Below are 23337 nucleotides of genomic sequence, written 5' to 3'. Positions count from 1 at the left end.
GCTTGCGGTGTTAGAGACTGTGAAGGCCGGACTCTCGCGAGGGACCGGGAGGGCGTCCGCGCTTTCGGGAAGATTGGGGCGCGTCGGGCGGCGTCCAGCCGCGCAGGCCCGAGCACAGCGCGCCGACATCGACGTCCATCTCAGGATCGAATTTCCGCACAACGCTGCGGATGCGCAGCGCCCAATCGGCGGTGAACTCTTCCCGTTTGCTCATGCGGTTGAGATGCTGCTGCGCTGTGTCGAGCATGCGAGCAAGCGCCGCCTCGGAACCGACAGCCTTCACGATCTTCTCATATTCCTGGCTTGCCATTTTTTAGCGCCCTGGTTGCAGCATTCAACGGAGTCATCAAGCGCCAATTAGCGCAACTTTTGTAACACTGATTAGTGTTTTGTAACACCTATCCGCTTGCTCCTAACACTTTTTAGTGTACTCTGCGCATCATTACGGAGGCTTGCATGACAAAGAGAAACGTGAAGATATCTACGCCCGGAAGGGACATTTTTCCTGATCGCCTTGAAAAGGCGCGTATCGACAAAGGATATACCCGCCCAGCCTTGGCGCGCTTGGTTGGGTGTCCGACACAGACTATCCAAAAGATTGAAGATGGCCTGAGCAGAACAAGCTCCTACTTAACGCTAATTGCTAGAGCGCTAGATATTCACGAAGACTGGTTAACGGGATTGGTAGATGACCCAATACCTCCCGCCTCTCACAATCCGTTCAGAAGGAAAATCAACGACCTTCTAGAAAAAATACCAGATGATGATTTACCTAAATTGCACGACATCATCCAAACCGTTTTCGACCTTTCTGTAAAAAGAAGGATGTAGCTGTAGCCTTTGCAGGCTACCGTCGAGAGTCGGCTGATTGATGACGACCCACCCCACATCCACCGGAGCCGCCGCGCTCTGTCCAGTGCAAATTAGTGCTTTCAGCTTGCCCAGTCAACACCAATTCGTGCATATACTGTCACGTCGTGGCGGCTACCCGTCGCACGCTCAGATGGCATCAAGAGGTGGGGCATGAAGGAGTTTCTTTCGGAGATCTCTGTCGCCGAGTTCTTTGACACCAGTCGCAGCACGATCAAGCGGTGGGTGGAAAAGGGCGTGCTGCCTGAACCCCGCGAAATCGGCGGGATGAAGCGGTGGCCTGTCGAGGATCTGCGCGCCGCCGTCCGGCGCGGAATGGATGTGGCGACAGCGAATCCTCCTCGCTCCGCAGACCCGGATGCAATCATGGAAAGGATATTGCGGGATGGCCCAAAAAAAGAAATCCGTAAGCAGAACCCTCGCAGACGGAACGGTTAAAACCTATACCTACGAGCGAAAGAGGAAGGAAGGCGGCGCTTCAATCAGGACCGTCGAATCAATTGCTCGCGCATATCGCATGAGTCCTGCATTCACAAAACTACGCCCAAACAGTAAAAGAAATTACGAACGAGCATTAAACCACATAATTGACACGTACGGAAATGTTGACATCAAGGCGATCAAGCGCCGCCACGTGTTGGCGCTCCGCGACAGCATCGCCGAACAGCCAGCTCGGGCCAATCAGGTTCATGTGATGTTCGGCGTTATATTGCAGTTTGCTGTAGACCGGGAATACATTGATTACCACCCCGCGCTCCGCATCAAAGCTCTTTCCACCGGCGAATATGCGACTTGGCCGCCAGATCTGGTTGAGCAGGCCATTGCACCTGGGGGCCTGCCTGAGTGGGCGCGCCGAGCGGTTGTTTTGGGGCTGAATACCGGCCAGCGCGAAGGGGATTGCATTCGGATGACGTGGGCAGACTACGACGGCTCCGCGATTCGCGTGGTGCAGGAGAAGACTGGCGCAAAGCTCTGGATCCCCTGCCACGCAACGCTGCGCGCTGAACTTGCGGCCTGGAGGCAGAATTCTGAATCGACAACACTGCTCGTGCGGTCGAACGACAAGCCTTGGAGGGATGGTCCATCCTTCGCGACGATGTTCAGCCGGTGCCTGCGCGCTCGCAGCAAGGCCAAGGACGGCAAGAGGGAGTTCCTCCGGCCTGAGTTCGTGGGCTACGTCTTCCACGGCTTGCGCAAGGTAGCCGCCGCCCGGCTGGCGGAGGCGGGTTGTAGCGTCCACGAGATTGCGGCAATCACCGGACATGCCACACTCGCTATGGTCGAGCATTATACCAAGGCCGCAGACCAACGCCGAAGAGCGTCTGCCGCCATCACAAAGCTGGAAAATTTCCGCCAATGACAAACGATGAAAAATCATATTTAGTGGATTGATATATATTGATTTTCGCACCATTGAAGCTGGTGTGAACCCCCAGCGCCATCAGCAGCGGCGGCAGCAGCGCCCAGCCCAGCGGCGGATCCACACGCAGCAACCGCAGCAGCGCGGGCGCCACCCCACCGAAATAGGCCGCCAACGCCAACGCCCCCAGAAGGCCGCCCTTGACCAGCGCGTAGGTCGCCAGCGTGTGGGTGTAGGACACCCGCCAGCCGCCGACCGCCGGATTTTCCAGCCGCGCGCCCCAGCCGTCGCCGAACAGCAACGACCAGGGCGATTGCGCCGCATGCTGAAACACCGCCGCCGCCTCGTCCCAGCGGGCGTTGACGCCGGTCAAACGAGTCTTTTCCGCCGCCTGCCCCCAGGCCCCGAACAGCGACTCGCCCGCCAACCCACCGACCAGCGCCAAGCCAGCCAGAATCAGCAGGATCAGCCACGGCGCCCGCCGCGCCCACCAGACCGCCACCGCCACGCCCGACAGCAGCGCCAGCCCCAGCGCGCTGCGATGCACCGCCCCCGCCAGCGCCGCCAGACAAAAGGCCCCCGCCAGCGCGCAGGCGGGCGCGGCGATCCACCGCGCCACCCCGCCGCGCGCCGCCAGCCCCAACGCCAACACCGGCAGGGCGACCGCCGCGAACAGCACCGACGGCGCGTTGAGGAAATAGGCCCCGCCGTCGGTCATCGCCCGGACGCCGACCGCGCCGAACCCCCACTGAACCTCTTTCCACCAGCGCAGGGTGAACAGCAGCCCGGCCAAAATCAGCCCGCCGCCCAACAGCCGCTCCGCCCACACCCCGCCACGCCGCAGGGCTGGAACCAGCAGAACCGGCAGGAACAGATAAAACAGCGGCACCACGTCGCGCAGGATGTCGGCGCTCTCCCAGCCCAGCGCCGCCCCGCGCAACAGCGGCGCCCACAGCAGCCAAGCCAGCGCCGGAATCGCCAGCGCCTCCCAGGTTGGAAGGTCGGCCCGGCGCAGGGCGTGGCCCGTCGCCGCGAACAACGGCGCGCGCCAGCCGACGGCCAACAACAGCAGCGCGCCGATGGCCGCCTCGGTCAGCCGGACGGATGGGGGCGCGGGCGCGCTGAACGCGCCATAGAGCGCCAGGGCCATGACCAGCGCCGCGCCCGCCAGCCCCACCCGCAAGCTCGTCTCACCCTCCGCCGCGACGCTCATCCCATCTCCCCATGCACGCTTTGCGGTTCCCGAAAACGCCGATTGTGGCACACTCCCCCGGTCGGCGCGCCGCCGCGCCCCATTCATGACGAGGATGCATCATCGTGAGCCTTCCCCCTTCGCACCACCGCGTTGAGGAGGTGACTCTGCTCACCGACCGACTCGGCACGCGCCGGTCGCTGACGGTTCATCGCTTCGGCACGCCCGGCGCGCGCCCGAAAATCTACATCCAGGCCGCCTTGCACGCCGATGAAACCCCCGGCCTGCTGGTCGCCCATCACCTGATTCGCCGTTTGCGCGGCGCCGCCGTGTCGGGCGAGATCATCGTCGTGCCGATGTGCAACCCGACCGGCATCGGCCAGATCGTCGAGGGCGTCCATGTCGGGCGCTACGCCCTGGACGGCTCGGGCAATTTCAACCGGATCTTTCCCGATCTGATCGAGGGCGCCGCCGAACGGCTGGTCGGAAAGATCGGCCCCGACCCTCAGGCCAACGTCCAGACCGTGCGCGCCGCCCTGCGCGCCGCCTTTGACGCGCTGCCGCCGCCCGACAGCGAAGTCGCCGCCCTGCGCCACACGCTGATGGGCATGGCGTTCGACGCCGACATGGTTCTGGATCTGCATTGCGACCAGGAATCGGTCCCCCACCTTTACGCGGGCGACGCCCTGTGGCCGGAGCTGGCGGATTTGACCGCCCTTTTGGGGGCCAAGGCCGTGCTGCTCTCCCCCGACGCGGGCGGCAAGCCGTTTGACGAGGCCTGTTCGGTGCCCTGGTGGACGCTGGCCGCGCGCTTCGCCGCCGATGGGCCGATCCCGGCGGCCTGCGTCGCCACCACGATTGAGCTGCGCGGCAAGGCCGACGTTGACGACGCCCAGGCCGACGCCGACGCCCAGGCGATCATCGGCGCCTTGATCCGACGGGGCATCGTCGCCGGAACCCCGCCCGATCTGCCGCCGCTGCTTTGCGACGCCACGCCGTTGACCGGGTTGGCCCGCGTGGTGTCGCCGGTGTCCGGCGTCATCGCCTTTCACCGCGCCGTCGGCGACCAGGTGGCGGCGGGCGATTTGATCGCCGACATCGTCGATCCCACCGCCGCCGATCCCGATCAAGCCCGCACGCCGCTGCGCACGCCGGGCGGCGGCATCGTCATGGCGCGCAACAATCTGCGCTTCGTCAGCCGGGGCGAGTTGGTGGCCTCCATCGCCGGGCCGGAACCGCTGGAATCCAACCGCCACGCGCTGCTGTTCGATTGATCCTCGCGTTTGCGCCGGATCAGGACCAGCGGGCTTCGGCCCGCTCCAGCCGATAGAACAGCCCCTCATGCGGGCGCAGGCGCAGGGTGCCGGTCAACAGGACCGGCTCCTGCGTTTCGCCCAACGGGCCTTGCGCGTGGACGTGCAGCATGCTGGCCGGGCTGGGGCTTTGACAGGCCGGGCAACTCACCGGGTTGGCCGACAGGATGAAGCGGTTGTGCGCCGTCCCGTCGGCCAGGGGAACCATGAAGCCGCGCACGGCCACCGGCTGGCCGTTCAGCGCCGCGACCCGCGCGGGAAATTGCGGGTCGCCGGTCGGCCCGCCCAAACGAACCTGAGCGAGGTCGCGCCACAGCGCCGTTGACTCATCCAGCGGCAGGTGAAACGGCCCGGCCCCGTGCGAGGGCGCGTCCACCGTTCCCGTCGCCCAGACCGCCCAACCGGCGACCGGGGCCAGAGCAAGCGGCAACAAAAGCTGACGGCGTGTCGTCCTCATGGCGCGTCTCCCCCGATGTGGGGCCGGTTGTCGCCCGGCGTCCCTTGCGCGGCGCGTTTCGACGGGCCGCCGCTGTTTGGACGGCAGTGTCCGGCACGCCGCCGATCCGGTCAACGCGCAAAAAGGCGCGGCGCGGCAGAGCCAACATCCGCTCTGAATATTTCACAGAAACGGCGCAGGATTTCGCAGAAACGCAATATGTTTGACGCACGGCGACCCAACGGACCATAGTCGGCCCAATGTTGCGCCGCACCGGAAACGGTCGCGCGCCACCCTTCCGGTCATGAGACGAGCCATGGAATCCTTTCGCTTCCAGCCGGGTGAAACCCCGGTGTTGCTGAGCATTCCGCATGTCGGGACGATGATCCCCCCGGACATTGCGGCCACTCTGACCGAGGAGGGGCTGGCGCAGCCGGACGCCGACCGTCATCTGGACCGCCTGTATCACTTCGCCCCGGCGCTGGGCATCGGCTTTATGACGCCGCTCTGTTCACGCTATGTGGTGGACGTGAACCGCGACCCGACCGGGAAACCGCTCTATCCCGGCGCCAGCAACACCGAAATCTGCCCGCTGACCACCTTCGACAACGCCCCCGTCTACAAGCCCGGCCAGGAGCCGGACGCCGCCGAGATCGAACGGCGGATCGGCGCTTACTGGCGCCCCTACCACGAACAACTCCAGGCCGAATTGCGCAGCCTGAAGGACCGCTTCGGCGTCGCCGTGCTGTTCGACGCCCATTCGGTGCGCCGCCAAGTGCCGCGCTTCTTCGACGGCGCCCTGCCCGACTTCAGCCTGGGCACCGCCGACGGCCAGACCGCCGCCCCGCCGCTGGTCGGCCGCCTGATGAATGTGCTGACCGCGTCGGAACGCTATTCCGCCATGCTGAACGGTCGCTTCAAGGGCGGTTACATCACCCGGACCTACGGCAACCCTGCCGAAAACATCCACGCCATCCAGTTGGAGCTGACCCAAGCCACCTACATGGACGAGGATCCGCCCCACCGCTTTCGCCCCGACCTGACCGCTCAGGTCCGCCCGTCGCTGGAACGGCTGATGAGCGTGATCGTCGAATGGGCGTGGGAAAAGGCGTCGGGACGGCGGCGGGCCGGGTATCTGTAAGGAAAATCTTACAGCGCGCGGCCCCAGCGCATTTTCCCAGAAACAAAAAGAGCGCCGACGGTTTCCCGTCGGCGCTCTTTTTTATGACTCCAGCCAGCCTCAGCTCAGCGGGATCGCCACAAAGCGCAGGTCGCCCTTGCGGTCCACCAGCAGCAGGATGGATTTCTTGCTCTGCTCCTTGGCCTTCTGGACCTTGGCGGTCACGTCCTCGGGCTTGCGGACCTCTTCCTGGCCGACTTCGATGATGACGTCGCCCGCCTTCAGGCCCTTTTCCGCCGCCGCCGAATTGGCCTGCACGTCGGTGACGACCACGCCCTTCATGTCGGGCTTGATCTCATACTGCTGACGCAGGTCCGGGGTGATGGCGGTGAATTTCAAGCCAAGCGACTCGGTCGGCTTTTGGGCCGGGGTCTTGTCCTTGGGCGCCTTGTCTTCCGGCCCGGCGGCGAGCAAGCCCTGCTCTTCCGCCGCTTCCAACTCGCCGACCTTGACCTGGAGCGTCTGGGCCTTGCCCTTGCGCCAGATTTCGACGGGAACCGCCTTGTCGATGGCGGTTTCGGCGACGACGCGCGGCAGGCGGCGCATCTCGCCGATCTCCTTGCCGTCGAATTTGGTGACGATGTCGCCCGCCAGGATGCCCGCCTTGGCCGCCGGGCCGTCCGGAGTCAGCGAGGCGACCAGCGCGCCCTTGTGCGCGGGCAGCCCCAGGCTTTCGGCGATTTCCGGCGTCACCGCCTGGATGCGCACGCCAAGCCAGCCGCGCTTGGTCTTGCCGAATTCCTTGAGCTGGGCCACGACCTGCTTGGCGAGGTTGGCCGGAATGGCGAAGCCGATGCCGACCGAACCGCCCGACGGCGAAAAGATCGCCGTGTTGATGCCGATGACCTCGCCGTTCAGGTTGAACATCGGGCCGCCGGAGTTGCCCCGGTTGATCGACGCGTCGGTTTGCAGGAAGTCGTCATACGGACCGGCGTCGATGTTGCGCTGCCGAGCCGAAATGATGCCCGCCGTCACCGACCCGCCCAGACCGAACGGGTTGCCGATGGCCAGCACCCAATCGCCCACGCGCATGGCGTCGCTGTCGCCGAAGGGAACGGCGACCAGCGGATGGCTGGTCTTGATCTTCAACAGGGCGACGTCGGTCTTGCTGTCCTTGCCGACCAGTTCCGCCTTGATGTTGGTGTCGTCTTGAAGGATGACGGTGATCTCGTCGGCGTCCTGCACGACGTGGTTGTTCGTCACCACATAGCCGTTCTTGGCGTCGATGATGAAGCCGGAGCCGAGCGAGGTCGCCTTGCGCTGCGGCTGATCCTGCTGCTGCTGACGGTCGAAGAAGTCGCGGAAGAAATCCTCGAACGGCGAGCCGGGCGGGAATTGCGGCACTTCCGGACGCTGCCCCGGCGCGCGCTGGGGCGCGGCTTGGCTGGTCGAGATGTTGACGACCGCCGGAAGCAGCTTTTCCGCCAGATCGGCGAAACTGCCGTTGGAGGCGCGCGACGGCCCAGTCGTGGTTTGCGCGGCGCTGACGGACGGCGCGCCGACCACGGCGGTCAACGCCCACAGGAGAGCGGCGATCACGGGATAAACGCCCGCCTTCCGGCCCCGGCGGCCTGACGCGCGGTGCGCGCCCATGGGGGCCGCCGCAACCGCCATGGCGGGTTCGGTGTTGGGTGTGCTCGTCAACTCTGCTCTCCCTGCCAGACGTCCGGCCAATGCTTTACAGGTGGATGGCCGCCCCACTGTTGGACCAGCAATATGGCCGCAACAGGGCGGGACGGTCCAGAGACCACGGTGGACGGTCTTGATCGACAAAACCGATGGGCCGCGCCGGAACGCAGCCCATCGGAAACATACACCAGATCCGCCAAACGCCAAGGTTACGGCGTCGGCTTGCCGAAATAACGGAAGAATTCGCTGTTGGGCGACAGCACCATGGTGGTGTCGTCCTTGTTCAGCGCCTTCCGATAGGCTTCCAGCGAACGATAGAACCCATAGAATTCGGGATCTTTCGAGGTGACTTCCGCGATCAGCTTCAACGCCGTGTTGTCGCCTTCGCCGCGCAGGATCTGCGCGTCGCGCTGCGCCTCGGCGACCATGACCGTGCGTTCACGCTCGGCCCGCGCGCGGATCTGCTGCGCCTGCTCCTGGCCCTGGGCGCGGGCTTCCGACGCCTCGCGCTCGCGCTCCGACCGCATGCGGGCGAAGATCGACTGGCTGGTTTCCTGCGGCATGTCGGCGCGGCGGATGCGGACGTCGACGATCTCGATGCCGAAACGCTGCGCCTCCGCGTTCACCTGATTCTTGATGTCGGTCATGATCTTCGTCCGCTCGTCGGACAGCACGGCCAGAACCGTGACGTTGCCCAACACGCGGCGCAGCGCCGAATTGACCGTGGCGTTCATGCGGGTTTCCGCCACCGCCTCCGTCCCCGCCGTCTGGTAGAAGCGCAGCGGGTCATGGATGCGGTAACGGGCGAAGGCGTCAACGTCCAGACGCTTCTGGTCGGCCAGAATCACCTGCTCCACCGGCGGATCGAGATCCAGCACGCGGCGGTCGAGGATGCGCACCTCCTGAATGAAGGGCACCTTGAATTTCAGGCCGGGTTCGCGGACGACGCGGCGCGGTTCGCCGAATTGGAGAACCAGCGCCTGTTGCGCCTCGTTGACGGTGAAGACCGAAGCGGATCCGACGACGCCCAAAACGGCGACGGCGAAACCGATGGCGGCGAGAGTGCGGCTCATGATGCGTTCCTCCTCACCGATTGGTCGGCTGGGGCTGGGTTTGCGGCCCAGCGCTGTTGGACGGGGTGTTGGCCGGCGGCGCGACCGGGCGCGGCGTCGGCGCGACCTGCGGCGACAGTTGATTCAGCGGCAGATAGGGAATCACCCCCTGCGCGGCGCCATCGACGATGATCTTGTTCCGACCGCGCAGAATCTCCTCCATCGTTTCCAGATACATGCGCTTGGCGGTGACGTCCTTGGCCAGCGCGTATGCCTCATAGACCTTGCGGAAGCGTTCGGCGTCGCCCTGAGCCAGGCTGACCACCTGCTCACGGTAGGCCGAGGCCTCCTGAACCAGACGCTCCACCTCGCCGCGCGCGCGGGGGATGATGTCGTTGCGGTAGGTTTCCGCCTCGTTGCGGGAGCGTTCGCGGTCGGCGCGGGCGCGCTGCACGTCGTTGAAGGCGTCGATCACCGGGGCGGGCGGATCGGACTTCTGCAACTGCACCTGGGTGATTTCGATGCCGGACTGATACTCGTCCAGCATGGCCTGGAGCAGCTTGCGGGTCGAGTTTTCGATCTGCTGGCGGGCCTCGGTCAGCGCCGGTTGCAGCTCGGTGCGGCCAATCACCTCACGCATCGCGCTTTCGGCGGCCTTCTTCACCGTCACTTCCGGCTCGCGGATCTTGAACAGGAAGTTTCCGGCGTCCTTGATGACCCAGAACACCGTGAAATCAATGTCGATGATGTTTTCGTCGCCGGTCAGCATCAGCGATTCGTCGGGAACGTCGCGGTCAGCCCGCCGCCCGTCGCCCGTCGAGCGATAGCCGATTTCGATCCGGTTGACCCGCGTCACCTTGGGCAGCAGCACGGATTCGATGGGCGACGGCAAGCGATAGCTCAAACCGGGCTGTTCGGTGCGCACCCATTGGCCAAAGCGCATGACCACGCCCTGCTCGTCCGCCTCGACGCGGTAGATGCCGCTGGCCAGCCAGATCAGAGCCAGAATGCCGACGCCGATGCCGACGCCGCGCCCGGTTCCAAGACCACCGGGCATGACGCGGCGCAGGCGCTCCTGCCCACGGCGCATCAGGTCCTCAAGGTCGGGCGGCTGCGGCCCACCGCCGCCACCGCCGCCACCACCGGAGGAGGGCCGACCCCATGGCGTGTTCGGGCCGTTGTTGCCCGGAGGCGCGCCCCAGGGGCCACCGCCCCCGCCGCCGCCGCCCTGGCCGCCTCCACCTTGACCACCCCCGCTCTGATTGTTCCACGGCATACGCGTCATTCCCCTTTTGTGGCGCTCTCGCTGCGGAAAGCTCGGCGTCCGCCGATCTCTTTACCATTCCTGTCCGACGGTCCTATAGTGCCGCTTCCCTCGAAGAGCACGTCCACAGTCGGATGTCTGCCAAATATCGGGAACGCAGCGGAGTTTTCAACCATGGCGCAGATCGGCGAAGCGCAAGTTCTGGCGGCGCTGAAGTCCATCACCGACCCGGACCGGGGCGGCGACATCGTCAGCCTGGGCATGTTGTCGGGTTTGGTGGTCCGCGACGGGCACGTCGCCTTCTCCATCGAGGTCGATCCCAAGCGCGGCGCGCAGGCCGAGCCGGTGCGCCACGCCGCCGAAAAAGCGGTTGAGGCGCTGCCCGGCGTGCTGTCCGTCACCGCCGTGCTGACCGCCCACCGCGCCGCGCCGCAGGCCGCCGCGCCAGCGCCGAAGGGCGGGCATGGGCACGCGCATGCGCACGGCCCCGCCGAGCAAAAGCCGCTGGTTCCCGGCGTCAAATTCATCGTCGCCGTCGCGTCCGGCAAGGGCGGCGTCGGCAAATCGACCACCTCGGTCAATCTGGCGCTGGCGCTGGCCGCCAACGGGCGCAAGGTCGGGCTGCTCGACGCTGACATTTACGGCCCGTCGATGCCGCGCATGATGGGGATCGCCGGCCGCCCCAACAGCCCCGACGGCAAACGGCTGGAGCCGATGGAGAATTTCGGCATCAAGGTGATGTCGATGGGCTTCCTGGTCGCCGAAGACACCCCGATGATCTGGCGCGGCCCGATGGTGATGAGCGCGCTTCAGCAGATGCTGCGCGACGTCAATTGGGGCGATCTCGACGTGCTGGTGGTGGACATGCCGCCCGGCACCGGCGACGCGCAATTGACCATGGCCCAACAGGTGCCGCTGGCGGGCGCGGTGATCGTTTCCACCCCGCAGGACATCGCCCTGCTCGACGCCCGCAAGGGCTTGAACATGTTCCGCCGCGTCGATGTCCCGGTGTTGGGCATCATCGAGAACATGAGCTATTTCTGCTGCCCAAACTGCGGCCACCGCACAGACATCTTCAGCCACGGCGGCGCCCGCAAGGAAGCCGACGATCTGGGCATGGAGTTCCTGGGCGAAATCCCGCTGCATCTGTCGATCCGCGAGACGTCCGACCAGGGGCAACCCATCGTCGTGTCGCAGCCCGATTCGGAGCACGCCAAAGTCTACCGCCAGATCGCCACTCGGCTGTGGGACAAGATCAGCGGCGGCGGGCGCGTCGCGCCGAAGATTGTGGTTCAGTAAGGCTGCGGCGAACGGCCCCCTCCCCATCCCTCCCCCGCGTTGCGGGAGAGGGGGTAGGAGGCTTGTTGAAGGTCAGCCGAGTTGAAGATCAGCGGCGTTCCCTCTCCCGCGCGAGCGGGGGAGGGTTGGGGAGGGGGCAAGCGGCGCGCGCGCCTACCCCCGCTCCGATCCCGGCGCGCCGGTGCTCCACAGCAGGCCAAGGATGAAGCCCTTGCAGCGCGGCAGCAGCGCCAGCGTCAGAAGCAGGGACAGCAGCGGCCAGACCGCCATATGGACCCAGGTCGGCGGCTCATAGGTCTGCTCCACCGCCAGCAGCGCCGGAATGACGATGTGGCCGACGATCAGGATCGTCATCCAGGGCGGCGCGTCGTCGGCGCGCAGATGGCCAAAGGCTTCGCCGCAGATCGAACAATGGTCAACCGGCTTCAGATAGTTGCGCAGCAACCGGCCCCGCCCGCAATTCGGGCAACAGCCGATCAGCCCGCGCAAAGACGCGGCGAGTTTCGAGGGGGGCCGGGCGGTGGTCGCGATCATAGGGCATCCTTCCGTGTCGCCGACAATATAGGCTCTTTTCCAAGCGCGCGCACCCCGCCGCCCCGTCTCCGCCCGCGTTTCTGCACTGCGCGACCCGCCGCCGAGTTGACGGGGCCGGTCGTCCCGGTCTAGGGGATGGGTTCACCGTTTCGGAGACGACGCGATCATGACCTTCTCCCGTCTGTTGGCCCCCCGTCTGTTGGCCCCCCGTCTGCTGTGCGCTGCGGTCGCCCTGGCCGCTTTCGCGACCCCGGTCGCCCTGTCCGGCGCCGCCCAGGCCCAGACCAAGACCGTGGCGATCACCGCCATTGTCCAGCACCCGGCGCTGGACGCCACGCGCGACGGCGTGGTGGAAGCGTTGAAGGAGGCGGGCTGGACCAGCGGCCAGAACCTGAAGGTCGAGTATCAGAGCGCCCAGGGCAACCCGGCCACAGCGGCGCAGATCGCCCGCCAGTTCGCCGGATCGAAGCCCGACGTCATCGTCCCGATCTCCACCCCGTCGGCCCAGGCAGTGGCGGCGGCGACCCGCGACATTCCGGTGGTCTTCACCGCCGTGACCGACCCGGTCGGCGCGCAGTTGGTCAAGAGCCTGGACAAGCCCGGCGCCAACATCACCGGCCTGTCCGACATGGCCCCGGTGGCCGAGCATGTCGCCCTGATCCGCGAGATTGTGCCGACCGCCAAGCGTCTGGGCGTGCTTTACAACCCCGGCGAACCGAACTCCGTCGTTCTGGTCAAGATCCTGAAGGATGAGGCCGCCAAGGTCGGCCTGTCGGTGGTCGAAGCCTCGGTCCCCAAATCGGCGGACGCCCAACCGGCGATCCGCAGCCTGGTCGGCAAGGCCGACGCGGTCTATGTCCCGCTCGACAACACGGTCGTGTCGGCGCTGGAAAGCGTGATTTCGGTTGGCCAGCAGGCCAAGCTGCCGATCTTCTCCGCCGACACCGACAGCGTGACGCGCGGGGCCGCCGCCTCCATCGGCTTTGATTATTTCCAGGTCGGCAAGCAGACCGGCGCGGTCGTCGCCCGCGTGCTGAAGGGCGAGAAGCCCGGCGACATCGCGGTCGCCCTGGCCAAGGGAACCGACCTGTTCGTCAACCCGAAATCGGCGGCGGCGATGGGCGTGACCATCCCGGACTCGGTGCTGAAGCGCGCGACCAAGGTGGTTGGGCAGTAAGGGTTTTTCATTGTCCCCTCTCCCGCGTCCAGCGGGGGAGGGTTAGGGAGGGGGCCAGCGCCCCCGCCAGCGAAAGCGGTTCCCCATGAGCGACATCGCCCTGTTCGGCGCCATCGAGATCGGCCTTGTCTACGCGCTGGTCGCCGTTGGCGTCTTTTTGTCCTTCCGCATCCTGGATTTCCCCGATCTGACGGTTGACGGCAGCTTTCCGCTGGGGGCCGCCGTCTGCGCCGTGCTGTTGATTTCCGGGGTTAACCCGTGGCTGGCCAGTCTGGCCGCCGGGCTGGCCGGGGCGGCGGCGGGGCTGGTCACGGCGCTGTTGAACGTGCGCTTCAAGATCCTGCATCTGCTGGCCAGCATTTTGACGATGATCGCCCTGTTCTCGGTCAATCTGCGGGTGATGGGGCGGCCCAACGTGGCGCTTCTGATGCAGGACACGGTTCTGACGCCCTTCTACGGGCTGGGCCTGCCCGATCACGTCGTGCGGCCTCTGGTGGTTCTGGTCATCGTCGGGGTGGTCGTGCTGCTGCTGGCGCGGTTCCTGTCCAGCGAGTTCGGCTTGGCGATGCGCGCCACCGGCGTCAACGCCCGGATGGCCCGCGCCCAAGGCGTCAACACCGACGCCCACATCTACAGCGGCATCGCGCTGTCCAACGGCCTGTGCGGGTTGGCGGGGGCGCTGTTCGCCCAAACCAACGGCTTCGCCGACGTCACCACCGGCATCGGCACCATCGTGGTCGGCTTGGCCGCCGTCATCGTCGGCGAAACGGTGCTGCCCGCCCGCGCGCTGCTGCTGACGCTGGTCGGCTGCGTCGCCGGGTCGATCCTCTACCGGCTGGCGGTGCAACTGGCGCTGACGGCGGACGTCATCGGCCTGCAAGCCTCCGACCTCAACCTCGTCACCGCCCTGCTGGTCGCGGTCGCCTTGATCCTGCCCCGCTTGAAGGGCAAATCCCGCAGCGCGAGGGCCGCCCGATGATCGTCGTCAAGGACATCCACGTCACCTTCGGGCGCGGCACGCCGCTGGAAAAGCACGCGCTGCGCGGAATCGGCCTGACGATCCCCGAGGGACAGTTCGTCACCGTCATCGGCTCCAACGGGGCGGGGAAATCGACCTTTCTCGGCGCGCTGGCGGGCGACGTGCTGGCCGAACAGGGGCGCATCGCCATCGACGAGTGCGACGTCACCCGCTGGGACACGCCCAAGCGGGCGGGGCTGGTCGCCCGCGTCTTCCAGGATCCGCTGGCGGGAAGCTGCGCCACCCTGACCATTGAGGAGAACATGGCGCTGGCCGCCGCGCGCGGTCGCCGTCGCGGTTTGGCGCTGGCCCTGGCGTCGGAGCGGCGCGGCGGCTTTCGCGACCGCATCGCCGCGTTGGGGCTTGGTTTGGAAAACCGCCTGCACGACCGCATGGGTCTGTTGTCGGGCGGGCAACGGCAGGCGGTCAGCCTGTTGATGGCGACGCTGGCCGGATCGAAAATTCTGCTGTTGGACGAGCACACGGCGGCGCTCGACCCCGCCACCGCCGATTTCGTCCTGGACCTGACCCGGCGCATCGTGCGGGAAAACCGGCTGACCACGCTGATGGTCACGCATTCGATGCGCCAAGCGCTCGATTACGGCGACCGCACGCTGATGCTGCACGAGGGGCGCGTCGTGCTGGACGTGGCGGGCACGACGCGCGCCGGTCTGGACGTCCCGCATCTGCTGGCCCTGTTCGCCAAGCAGCGCGGCGGCGAAGAGATCAGCGACGACAGCCTGCTGATCGGCTGAGCCGCGCCAGCCCCCGAGGGAGAGAAGGGCGCCGCCGCAAGACGACGCCCCCCGGCCCCATCGGGTCACGCGTTGCGGATCTGCCCCAAGAAACGCCCCATGGCGGTTTGCAAGGCGCTGGATTCGCCCGACAGCCGGTTGGCGGTGTCGAGCACGGTTTGCGTCGTCGCCCCGGCCTCCTGGGCGGCGGCGGTCACGTTGCCGATGGCCGCCGACATGGTCGCCGCGCCGCGCGTCGCGCGCTCGACATTCCCGGCGATCCGGCTGGTGGCCTGCCCCTGCTGGCGGACGGCGGCGGCGATGGAGCCGGAAATCTCGTCGATCCGTCCGATCACCGTGACCATCTGGCGAATCGCCTGATCGGCCCGCGCGCTTTCGGTCTGCACCGCCGACACCTGCGCCCCGATGTCCTCGGTGGCCTTGGCCGTCTGATTCGCCAAGCTCTTGACCTCGTTGGCGACGACGGCGAAGCCCTTGCCCGCCTCCCCCGCCCGCGCCGCCTCGATGGTGGCGTTCAGCGCCAAAAGGTTCGTCTGGCTGGCGATGTTGTTGATGAGCGCGATCACCTGCCCGATGCGCGAGGCCGATTCGGCCAGCGCCTTCATGATGACGTCGGTGTTGGCCGCCTCCTCCACCGCGCTGCGGGCGATCTTGGTCGATTCCGACACCTGACGGTCAATCTCGGCCACCGATTGAGCCAACTCGTCGGCGGCGACGGCCACCGATTCCACATTCGACGCCGCGCCCTGCGACGCCGACGCAACCTGAGAGGATTGCGACACCACCTGTTCGGACATGGTGGACATCGCTTGCGCCGCCGTCTTCATCGCGACCGACGAGTGAGCGACCGCCGACACGGTTTGCGCCACCTCCGACTCGAAGCTCTGCGCCAAACCGTTCATCATGGCGCGGCGCTGCTCGGCCGCCGTCCGTTCGCCTTGCACCTGGGCTTCCCGCAGGCGCACCGCCTCGTCCATCGCGGTTTGGAAGGTGCGCGTCGCCCGCGCCATCGCGCCGATCTCGTCGGGCTTCTCCAGGCCCGGGATCGTCACCGTGGTCTTGCCCTCGCTCAAGGCGTTCATCGCGTCTTTCAGGCTGCCCAACGGAGCCAACACGCGGCGGAACAGCGTCCACAGCACCCCCAGAATGACCAGCGCCAGAACCCCCAGCATGACCAAAAACAACTGGGTGGCCCCCGCCTCGCGCGCTTCGGCCTGGGCGATGGCGGTGGTCGTGCGCGCGTTCAGCAGCACATAGAACTCATCCACCGGGGCCATGATGTTGGCCTTGAAGGCGTGGTATTCCGGCGAATGCATCAGCTTGCGCGCCAGTTCCAGATCAGGCGGCCCCTTGCGCGTGAATTTGCCGGTTCCATCGTCGAACAGCCCCTTGACGGCGTTCATGGCGATGGTTTCGGTCTTCACCAGCCCGTCGGAGTTGGCTTGCGCTTGTTTGAGCTTGGCGAACTCCGCCTCGGTGAAGCCCGCGCGGGTCATCAACTCCTGCAAGGGAACGGTCACGCCATCGGCGCGCGGCTTGGCGGTTCCGGCGGCGACGAAGTCCCAATAGATGCGGTGATACTCCACCGGGCGGGGCTTCTTGCCGTTGCGGATGTCCAGAACCGCCCAATACTGGTCCTCATACCGTGAGTCGCCCGTCACGACGTAAGTGCGGGCTAGGCGGGTCAAGTCATCGGAACTTTGGCGCAACTCATCGGCCAAAAGATAGGACTCGTAGCGGGCGTTGACCGCGTGAGAAACGTCATCCCGCGCCAAGCGCACGTTCCAAAATGCCAAAATATTGAGCAGAACAGCCACAGGAAGAGTCAGAGCAAAAAGGGTCATCAGCGCTTTGATCGACAGCCGCGTCATTCCGAAGGCACCCCATCAACAGATGATTTTCTTGAGGAGACCCCAGATAACGCAACAAATCCACACATCAAATTTTTCGTAAATTTTAGAAAGTCAATTTTGGGAAAATCCTTTCTCTCGCTGTCGCCGAAACTCCTTTTGGAAGATCTCATCAGTCGAAATTCAACGCGAAGGAGGCCCGGCCCTGCCCCGCCGCCGCGCGTTGCCACATCGCGGCGAAGGCCGCCTCCAGCGCGCGGGTGAAGCGGATTCCGTCCAGCGCCGGGGAGGCGCGCAGCCGGTCGCGCAAGCCCGCCCGCAGATCGGCCAACCCGTCGGGGTCAGAGACCAGGGCGGCGGCCATGGCGACGTAAGCCGCCTCGCCGTCCACCGCCAGCGCCGACAGGCCGGCGGAGATCAGATGCGTCACCGCGTGGCGGGCGCAAAAACGGTCGCCCCCCAGCGTCACCACCGGCACGCCCATCCACAGCGCTTCCAGCGTCGTCAGCCCGCCCGAATAGGGGAAGGGGTCGAGCGCCACGTCGATTTCACCGTAACCGCCCAGAAACTCCCGGTGCGGCGCGCCGCCGCGCAGCAGGATCCGCGCCGGGTCGGCCCCGGCGTCGGCGAACAGGGCGAGCGCCCGCGCCCGCTGCTCGGGATCGTCCAGGCCGGGCGCGCGCAGCAGCAGCCGGGCGTCCGGCACGGCGACCAGCAGCCGCGACCACAGGGCGGCGACCGCCGGGTTCAGCTTGGGCAGCGCGTTCAACGAGCCAAAGGTGGGAAAGCCGTTGGTCCGCATGGGCGGCGGGGCCACCGGCGGCGCGTCCTCGGGCGGTCCCCACGGCACATAGGCGTCGGGCATGCGGACGATGCCCTCGATCGCCCAGCCGTCGGCCCCCGGCGGGCTTTGGCGGCTGTCGGAAATCAGGTAGTCCATCGCCGGAAGGCCGGTGGTGCCGACATAGCCCGCCCAGGTCGCCTGAACGGGCGCGGCGCGCTGGGCGAACACCCCCAGCCGGTTGCCGAAGGTGTGTCCGGCCAGATCGACCAGAATGTGGATGTTGTCGGCGCGGATGCGGGCGGTCAGCTCCGCGTCGCTCAGGCCCGCCGTCCACACCCAGCCATCGGCCAGCGCCATCAGGCGCTCCGTCTTCCAATCGGGGTTGGCGGTGTTGGCGTAGCACACCACCTCGACCGCTTCGCGGTCATGGGCCGCCAGCACCGGCTCCAGAAAAAAGCCGACCGGATGGGCGCGGAAGTCGGGGGAGACATAGCCGACGCGCAGCTTCGGCGCCGGGGGCGCGACGGAGGCCGCGACACGGTCGGGGTAACGCGCCCCCCAATCGGCGTGGGCCTGGGCGATCTGCGCCATGCTGCGGGCCGGGTCGAACTGCATCAGATAGAGCCGCGCCGTGTGCAGCGAATCGGCGCCGGGGTGCAGGCGGAGCGCGCGTTCGACGGCGACCAACGCCTCGCCCAACCGCCCCTGAAGCGCCAGCGCGCGGGTGGCGCGGTTGGCCAGCGCCTCCGCCCGCGCCGGATCAAGGACCAGCGCCGCGCGGAAGGCCGCTTCCGCCGCGCCCAGCCGATCCAGTTCGGCCAGCGCGTTGCCCAGATTGTAGGGGTGAATCCAATTGTCCGGCTCCAGCGCCGCCGCCCGGCGGTAGAGAACCGCCGCCTCGTCGCGCCGTCCCTGCGCCCGCAGCAGCACCCCGGCGTTGGCCGTCACCGTCACGGCGGCAGGGTCAAGCGCCAGCGCGCGGCGGTAGCAGCTCTCCGCCAGATCGGCCCGGTTGGCGTCACGCAAACCCTGCGCCATCGCCAGCAGCCCATCCATGGCCAGCGCCAGACCGCCGTCCAGGTTCAAGGCCCCGGCGTAGGCCTGCGCCGCGCCCAGCGCGTCGCCCTTGCTTTCCAGCACCAACCCGTAATTCGCCCACCAGGCGGCGACGCCGGGGTTCGCCGTGATGGCTTGGGCGATGAGGTCCAGCGCCTCGTCCAGGCGGCCCGCCTGCGCCGCGATCAGACCTTGGCGGTGAAAGCCTTCGGCCTGATCGGGCGTCATGGCGGTGATCCTTGCTTGGTGTGCAGCGTCTAGAGTGGGTTACGCCTCGGGACGGCCCAACTGGTCCATCAACTCGCGCCACTCGCGCTTGGACAGGCCGCTGTTGTCCTGCGTCACCGGCTCCCCCGCCAGCAGACGCTTCACCACGTCCAGCCCGGTGCGCGACAGATGGCCGCCGCCCTGGCGGTATTCGGTGAAGGACTCATACACCGCCGGAACCCAGCGGCGGACGATGTCGAGCATCGCGTCGGCGTAGACGCGAATCTCATACTGGGCGTGGCTGTCGGCGCGCAGCGACAGGAAATGCAGCAGATTGTGAAGGTCAACCTTCCAATACCACTGGGTGTAATAGTTCAGCGGCAGGTTCATCCGCGCCAATTCCCGCGCCAGACCCTGGCGGGACTCGTCGATGACCGTGCCGTCTTCGCGCTGGTTCAGCAGCTCTTCATAATGGCTGTAGGCGCGTTCGGAATCGTCGCGCAGCAGCTTGAGCACCGCCGCCGCCTCCTCGCCTTCCAGCACGTCGCCCCGGCCCTGGCGGTTGATGACGGCCTGCGCGCCCAACTGGTCGGGGGCCGGAACGTAGAACTCCCGGTCCAGGATCGAATAGCGGGCCGAATATTCGTTCACGTTGGCCGTGCGGTGGCGGATCCACTGGCGGGCGACGAAGATCGGCAGCTTGACGTGAAACTTGATCTCGCACATCTCGAACGGGGTCGAGTGGCGGTGGCGCATCAGATATTTGATGAGACCGGCGTCTTCGCTGACCTTCTTGGTGCCCTTGCCGTAGGACACGCGGGCGGCCTGCACGACGGCGGCGTCGTCGCCCATATAATCGACAACCCGGACAAAGCCATGGTCGAGCAGCTCGACCGGCTGGTACAGAATCTCTTCCAACGCCGGAACGGTGGCGCGGCGGGTGGTGGCGGTGACGGCGCGCAGGCGATCAATTTCGTCGCGCTGCTCGGGCGTGATCGGCATGGTGACTCCAGGGGCTTCGATGGCGCGCACTCTAGCGCGCGACGACCGGCCAATTCCAGCCGCAAGGCGACGCAGCCCTCTCATTCGCGCATTCTGCGACGCAAACACTTCCATTGCCGGGCGCGACCCCCTATATTCCCACTCGTCGGCTTGCCGACTATGGCGATAAACGCCTTGTGGAATAAGCGTTGTGGACCCGGGGGCGGTACCCGGCGCCTCCACCAACCATCTTCCGGACTCATTGGCCGGGGTCGTTGGGGGCGAAATAGGATCGACACGCGTGGTAAAGGCATGGTTTTCGCTCGGCATGGTACCGCCGTTATCGGGCCATTTGCAAAGTTGCCAATGACAACGTTGCTCAGGCTCGCCTCGCTGCCTAACGGCGGCTGGTGGCCTAAACCTAAATCCCCGATGGTTAGCGCCTGAGGGTGGGGCCGTGGGCCGCCTAGCAACAGAAGGCCCACACTTCACCATCATCGTTGTTTCGCTCACGCGATTGTCAGGGACCAGCCCAAGCATGCCGAAAGAGCAGCTTCGTTATGACCGGATGGTCGAGACCGCGTTGCGCGGCGTCGTCCGCGAAGCCTTGTCCGAAGTGGCCGAGCGCGGGCTGCCCGGCAATCATCATTTCTATGTGACGTTCCGCAGCGGCTATCCGGGGGTCGACATCCCCAGCTATCTGGCCGCGCAATACCCCAACGAAATGACCATCGTCCTTCAGTTCCAATATTATGGGCTGGAGCTTCACGACGATCATTTCGAGGTGACGCTGAGCTTCAACAACGTGCACGAACGTCTGGTCATCCCGTTCGGCGCGATCACCACCTTCGCCGACCCGTCGGTGAATTTCGCCCTGCAATTCCAGCCGGTCGTCCCTGCCGAATCGGCGGAGATATCGGCGATCTCGCCCCGCCCGACAATGGTCGAGCGCAAGGACGAGGCCAAGCCCAGCGATTCCGACGACGAGCCGAAGCGCGGCGAAGTCGTGACCCTGGACGCCTTCCGCAAAAAGTAACCCACGTCTGATGGCCGCCCGCCCGCCAAGCGATTTCGTGACCGACGTCTGCGCGACGTTGTCCCGGCTTGGCGACGTGCGGGCGCGCCGCATGTTTGGCGGTTACGGCGTCACCTGCGACGGCTTTTCCTTCGCGCTGGTGTCCGACGACATTCTCTATTTCAAGGTCGATGACGGCAACCGGGCCGCCTACGTGGCGTTGGGGCTGGAGCCGTTTCGCCCGATGGCCGACAAGCCGGTGACGCTCTCTTATTATCCGCCGCCCGACTCGGCGCTGGACGATCCCGACGAATTGTTGGATTGGGCGCGCCCCGCCCTGGAGGCGGCGTTGCGCGCGGCGGCGGTCAAAGCGGCGGCGGCCAAGCGAAAGACGACAAAAAAGACGAAGGCGGCTCCGGCGTCGGAATGAAGACCGAACGGGGCGCCGCCGCGCTCCTCACACCGCCTCGGTGCGGTTCAGAGTCGTCGCGTCGATTCCGGCGGAGCCGCTGCGCTGGCGGATCTGGCGGGCGAAGCGCACCGGGCTTGGCAAATGCGACAGCAGCGCGCCCAGCTTGCCCAGCGACGCCGTCGCCTTGCCAACGCTCATCACATCGGCCAAACGGCGGTCCACGAAGGCCCAGGTCTCGGCGTGGTCGTCGGACTGGTCGTCCAGCCAATAGAAGGTCGCGGAGCTGACCACGGCGGCCAGCAACGCCCGCTTGGTGTAATGGTTGTAGTCGGTCGCCGTGTCCCCCGCCGCGAACCACAGCGAATCGACGGTGGCGTAGAGCAGCTTAAGGCCCAACCCGACATTCTGCGGCATGGCCAGATAGGACAATTGCCGCCGCTTGGCCTCGCGGTGCGGCTCCAACACCTCGAAATGGGTGCGGACGGCCAGAGCGATCTTTTCGCGGACCTTCAGGGCGTCAAGCGGCTGTGCGTCGAGTCGCGCCAGGGTCTCGGCGTCGGTCCAGGCGCTGAAATGGGCGACCGCGTCGGCGACGCCGCCGGGGAAGGCGCGCAGCGCGGCGGTGGAGTCCAGCCCGGCCTGATCGGCGCCGTCGCGCAGAGCCTGAAGGCTCCAGCCGTCAAAGGTGACGTTGGGCAGGGTCGCCAGCAAAAGCGCGTCGCGCAGTTGGTCGATGGTCATTCGCGGTCTCCCGCCCCCTTCAGGGCATCGGTGAGGTGATGGCTTTCCTCGACGGTGGCGAGGTGGCGCGTGTCGGTGACGCGGTCGATGTAGAGATGACCGTCGAGATGGTCGGCTTCATGCTGCACGACTCGGGCGTGGAATCCCTCGGCCACCCGGCTGATCGGCGCGCCATCCAACCCCACCCCGCTGTAGCGGATGCGGGTGAAGCGCGGCGCCAGCCCGCGCAGCACCGGAATCGACAGGCAGCCTTCCAACCCCAACTCCGTTTCATCGTCGAGCGGTTCGATCACCGGGTTGATGAGGACGGTGGGCGGGATCGCCTCCCCGCCGGATCGGTCGGGCGGCACGCGGAAGACGATCATCCTTACGGACTCGCCCACTTGCGGCGCAGCCAGACCAACGCCGGGCGCGTCCATCATCGTCTCGATCATGTCGGCGGCGAGCCGCGCGATGTCCGGGTCGGTCGGGTCGGCGACCGGACGCGCCACCGCGCGCAGCGCCGGGTTGCCCATCTGGGCGATCATCAACAAAGCCATGCCCTATTATCTGGGAGGCGACGCGCATCCGGCAACTGTTTCGCGGAGTCGGACGATGAAAACATCATCATCGTGGTCCACACGGCAGAAACGGCATGAACAGAGGACAGACAAGCCCAATCAACCGCGCAATGGCGGCGCAATCGCGACGTTGAACCTGCTGTCCGGCGTCTGCGTGGCGACCTTGCCGCATCGGCAAAGAGTCCTCTTCACAAGGCCGCGACAGCGTGCTACACACTGAACCACACAAGGGGTGCGCCCGCCGCGCATGCCTGTCTGTTGCTTGGTTGCAACACGACTCACTTGGAAGGGTGACGGTTAACGTGCAAGTTCTGGTCCGAGATAACAACGTCGATCAGGCCCTCCGCGCGCTCAAGAAGAAGATGCAGCGCGAGGGTATTTTCCGTGAAATGAAGCTGCGCCGTAATTACGAGAAGCCCTCGGAAAAGCGCGCTCGTGAGAAGGCGGAGGCGGTTCGCCGCACCCGGAAGCTTCTCCGCAAGCGGATGGAACGCGAGGGCTATTGATCGACAGGCGTCGTCAGGACGCCTGTGATTATGGGCGTGTTTCGGCGCGCCCAAGACCCCTTTGTGTCTTGCACCTGGACCGTCCCGTGAAGTTTCGCGTGGGCGGTTTTGGTGTGTCTGGAGTTTCGTTTGAGCGCCCTGGAGTG

Annotated in this window: 24 protein-coding genes and 1 other RNA gene; 13 read left to right on the top strand and 12 right to left on the bottom strand. The window is 66.2% G+C overall.

Annotation, left to right across the window (positions count from 1 at the left end):
* Nucleotides 1-10: 10 nt before the first annotated feature.
* A complete protein-coding gene (locus tag D3877_RS19905; RefSeq protein WP_119832393.1) occupies nucleotides 11-310 on the bottom strand; it encodes a hypothetical protein in 300 nt (99 codons plus the stop codon).
* Between the two features lie 146 nt (nucleotides 311-456).
* Between D3877_RS19905 and D3877_RS19900 the strand changes: the two genes are divergently transcribed.
* The 3 genes from D3877_RS19900 to D3877_RS19890 all read left to right on the top strand — a co-directional run bounded on the left by D3877_RS19900 (nucleotide 457) and on the right by D3877_RS19890 (nucleotide 2230).
* Entirely contained in the window at nucleotides 457-831 is a 375-nt protein-coding gene (locus D3877_RS19900) for a helix-turn-helix domain-containing protein (RefSeq protein WP_119832392.1), read from the top strand.
* Nucleotides 832-1023: 192 nt separating this feature from the next.
* Nucleotides 1024-1308 (top strand): helix-turn-helix transcriptional regulator, encoded by a 285-nt coding sequence (locus tag D3877_RS19895; RefSeq protein ID WP_119832391.1) that lies wholly within the window; start codon nucleotides 1024-1026, stop codon nucleotides 1306-1308.
* Complete coding sequence (locus D3877_RS19890) at nucleotides 1256-2230, top strand: tyrosine-type recombinase/integrase (RefSeq protein WP_119832390.1); 975 nt, start codon at nucleotides 1256-1258, stop codon at nucleotides 2228-2230. The genes D3877_RS19895 and D3877_RS19890 overlap by 53 nt, the downstream gene beginning before the upstream one ends.
* Here the strand turns inward: D3877_RS19890 and D3877_RS19885 are convergent.
* Nucleotides 2202-3443 carry a hypothetical protein gene (locus D3877_RS19885; protein WP_119832389.1) on the bottom strand — a complete coding sequence of 414 codons (1242 nt, stop codon included), beginning with the start codon at nucleotides 3441-3443 and terminating at the stop codon, nucleotides 2202-2204. The two genes, D3877_RS19890 and D3877_RS19885, sit on opposite strands and share 29 nt — an antisense overlap.
* A 104-nt stretch (nucleotides 3444-3547) precedes the next feature.
* On the opposite strand from D3877_RS19885, the gene D3877_RS19880 reads away from it, so the two are divergent.
* A complete protein-coding gene (locus tag D3877_RS19880) occupies nucleotides 3548-4696 on the top strand; it encodes a succinylglutamate desuccinylase/aspartoacylase family protein (RefSeq protein WP_199720842.1) in 1149 nt (382 codons plus the stop codon).
* Between the two features lie 19 nt (nucleotides 4697-4715).
* Here the strand turns inward: D3877_RS19880 and D3877_RS19875 are convergent, their stop codons facing one another.
* A complete protein-coding gene (locus D3877_RS19875) occupies nucleotides 4716-5192 on the bottom strand; it encodes a DUF3299 domain-containing protein (RefSeq protein ID WP_119832387.1) in 477 nt (158 codons plus the stop codon).
* A gap of 295 nt (nucleotides 5193-5487) precedes the next feature.
* Between D3877_RS19875 and hutG the strand changes: the two genes are divergently transcribed.
* Nucleotides 5488-6312: an N-formylglutamate deformylase gene (gene hutG, locus D3877_RS19870; RefSeq protein ID WP_119832386.1), complete on the top strand. Its 825-nt coding sequence runs from the start codon at nucleotides 5488-5490 to the stop codon at nucleotides 6310-6312.
* Between the two features lie 99 nt (nucleotides 6313-6411).
* On the opposite strand, the gene D3877_RS19865 is transcribed toward hutG, so the two are convergent.
* The 3 genes from D3877_RS19865 to hflK all read right to left on the bottom strand — a co-directional run bounded on the left by D3877_RS19865 (nucleotide 6412) and on the right by hflK (nucleotide 10308).
* The gene (locus tag D3877_RS19865) at nucleotides 6412-7944 is read right to left on the bottom strand and encodes a DegQ family serine endoprotease (RefSeq protein WP_420796907.1); all 1533 of its coding nucleotides are present in this window, start codon (nucleotides 7942-7944) and stop codon (nucleotides 6412-6414) included.
* Between the two features lie 245 nt (nucleotides 7945-8189).
* On the bottom strand, nucleotides 8190-9053 hold the full coding sequence (gene hflC, locus D3877_RS19860) for a protease modulator HflC (RefSeq protein WP_119832384.1): 864 nt from the start codon (nucleotides 9051-9053) through the stop codon (nucleotides 8190-8192).
* Nucleotides 9054-9066: 13 nt separating this feature from the next.
* On the bottom strand, nucleotides 9067-10308 hold the full coding sequence (gene hflK / locus D3877_RS19855; protein ID WP_119832383.1) for an FtsH protease activity modulator HflK: 1242 nt from the start codon (nucleotides 10306-10308) through the stop codon (nucleotides 9067-9069).
* Between the two features lie 162 nt (nucleotides 10309-10470).
* Here hflK and apbC point away from each other — a divergent pair, with 162 nt between their 5' ends.
* Nucleotides 10471-11595, top strand: a complete 1125-nt coding sequence (apbC, locus tag D3877_RS19850) for an iron-sulfur cluster carrier protein ApbC (RefSeq protein ID WP_119832382.1) — start codon at nucleotides 10471-10473, stop codon at nucleotides 11593-11595.
* A 153-nt stretch (nucleotides 11596-11748) separates the two neighbouring features.
* Here the strand turns inward: apbC and D3877_RS19845 are convergent, their stop codons facing one another.
* Nucleotides 11749-12129, bottom strand: a complete 381-nt coding sequence (locus D3877_RS19845) for a DUF983 domain-containing protein (protein ID WP_119832381.1) — start codon at nucleotides 12127-12129, stop codon at nucleotides 11749-11751.
* A gap of 166 nt (nucleotides 12130-12295) precedes the next feature.
* Here D3877_RS19845 and D3877_RS19840 point away from each other — a divergent pair, with 166 nt between their 5' ends.
* The 3 genes from D3877_RS19840 to D3877_RS19830 all read left to right on the top strand — a co-directional run bounded on the left by D3877_RS19840 (nucleotide 12296) and on the right by D3877_RS19830 (nucleotide 15079).
* Nucleotides 12296-13306 carry an ABC transporter substrate-binding protein gene (locus D3877_RS19840; RefSeq protein ID WP_199720841.1) on the top strand — a complete coding sequence of 337 codons (1011 nt, stop codon included), beginning with the start codon at nucleotides 12296-12298 and terminating at the stop codon, nucleotides 13304-13306.
* An 85-nt stretch (nucleotides 13307-13391) separates the two neighbouring features.
* The gene (locus tag D3877_RS19835; protein WP_119832380.1) at nucleotides 13392-14285 is read left to right on the top strand and encodes an ABC transporter permease; all 894 of its coding nucleotides are present in this window, start codon (nucleotides 13392-13394) and stop codon (nucleotides 14283-14285) included.
* Nucleotides 14282-15079 carry an ABC transporter ATP-binding protein gene (locus tag D3877_RS19830; RefSeq protein WP_119832379.1) on the top strand — a complete coding sequence of 266 codons (798 nt, stop codon included), beginning with the start codon at nucleotides 14282-14284 and terminating at the stop codon, nucleotides 15077-15079. Before D3877_RS19835 ends, D3877_RS19830 begins: the two co-directional genes overlap by 4 nt.
* Before the next feature lie 65 nt (nucleotides 15080-15144).
* Here the strand turns inward: D3877_RS19830 and D3877_RS19825 are convergent, their stop codons facing one another.
* From D3877_RS19825 to thyX, 3 genes are all read right to left on the bottom strand, one after another.
* Nucleotides 15145-16860, bottom strand: a complete 1716-nt coding sequence (locus D3877_RS19825) for a methyl-accepting chemotaxis protein (RefSeq protein ID WP_238474991.1) — start codon at nucleotides 16858-16860, stop codon at nucleotides 15145-15147.
* Between the two features lie 241 nt (nucleotides 16861-17101).
* Nucleotides 17102-18997: an O-linked N-acetylglucosamine transferase, SPINDLY family protein gene (locus D3877_RS19820; protein ID WP_119832377.1), complete on the bottom strand. Its 1896-nt coding sequence runs from the start codon at nucleotides 18995-18997 to the stop codon at nucleotides 17102-17104.
* A gap of 39 nt (nucleotides 18998-19036) precedes the next feature.
* Nucleotides 19037-19978 (bottom strand): FAD-dependent thymidylate synthase, encoded by a 942-nt coding sequence (thyX, locus tag D3877_RS19815; RefSeq protein WP_119832376.1) that lies wholly within the window; start codon nucleotides 19976-19978, stop codon nucleotides 19037-19039.
* Nucleotides 19979-20082: 104 nt separating this feature from the next.
* On the opposite strand from thyX, the gene ssrA reads away from it, so the two are divergent.
* The 3 genes from ssrA (at nucleotide 20083) to D3877_RS19800 (ending at nucleotide 21402) form a co-directional block, all read left to right on the top strand.
* Nucleotides 20083-20445: a transfer-messenger RNA gene (ssrA, locus tag D3877_RS19810) on the top strand.
* Between the two features lie 50 nt (nucleotides 20446-20495).
* Nucleotides 20496-20993, top strand: coding sequence for an SspB family protein (locus tag D3877_RS19805; RefSeq protein ID WP_119832375.1), 498 nt, complete (start codon nucleotides 20496-20498; stop codon nucleotides 20991-20993).
* 10 nt (nucleotides 20994-21003) lie between these two features.
* On the top strand, nucleotides 21004-21402 hold the full coding sequence (locus D3877_RS19800; protein WP_119832374.1) for a TfoX/Sxy family protein: 399 nt from the start codon (nucleotides 21004-21006) through the stop codon (nucleotides 21400-21402).
* Nucleotides 21403-21429: 27 nt separating this feature from the next.
* Here D3877_RS19800 and D3877_RS19795 read toward each other — a convergent pair whose 3' ends face one another.
* Both D3877_RS19795 and def read right to left on the bottom strand, forming a co-directional pair.
* A complete protein-coding gene (locus D3877_RS19795) occupies nucleotides 21430-22125 on the bottom strand; it encodes a COQ9 family protein (protein WP_119832373.1) in 696 nt (231 codons plus the stop codon).
* Nucleotides 22122-22664: a peptide deformylase gene (gene def, locus D3877_RS19790; RefSeq protein WP_119832372.1), complete on the bottom strand. Its 543-nt coding sequence runs from the start codon at nucleotides 22662-22664 to the stop codon at nucleotides 22122-22124. The genes D3877_RS19795 and def overlap by 4 nt, the downstream gene beginning before the upstream one ends.
* 323 nt (nucleotides 22665-22987) lie before the next feature.
* Here def and rpsU point away from each other — a divergent pair, with 323 nt between their 5' ends.
* On the top strand, nucleotides 22988-23191 hold the full coding sequence (rpsU, locus tag D3877_RS19785; protein WP_012974546.1) for a 30S ribosomal protein S21: 204 nt from the start codon (nucleotides 22988-22990) through the stop codon (nucleotides 23189-23191).
* The last annotated feature ends 146 nt before the right edge of the window (nucleotides 23192-23337 follow it).

It is taken from the genome of Azospirillum cavernae, assembly GCF_003590795.1.
Lineage (GTDB): Bacteria > Pseudomonadota > Alphaproteobacteria > Azospirillales > Azospirillaceae > Azospirillum > Azospirillum cavernae.
This window is presented reverse-complemented; position numbering and strand designations above follow the sequence as displayed.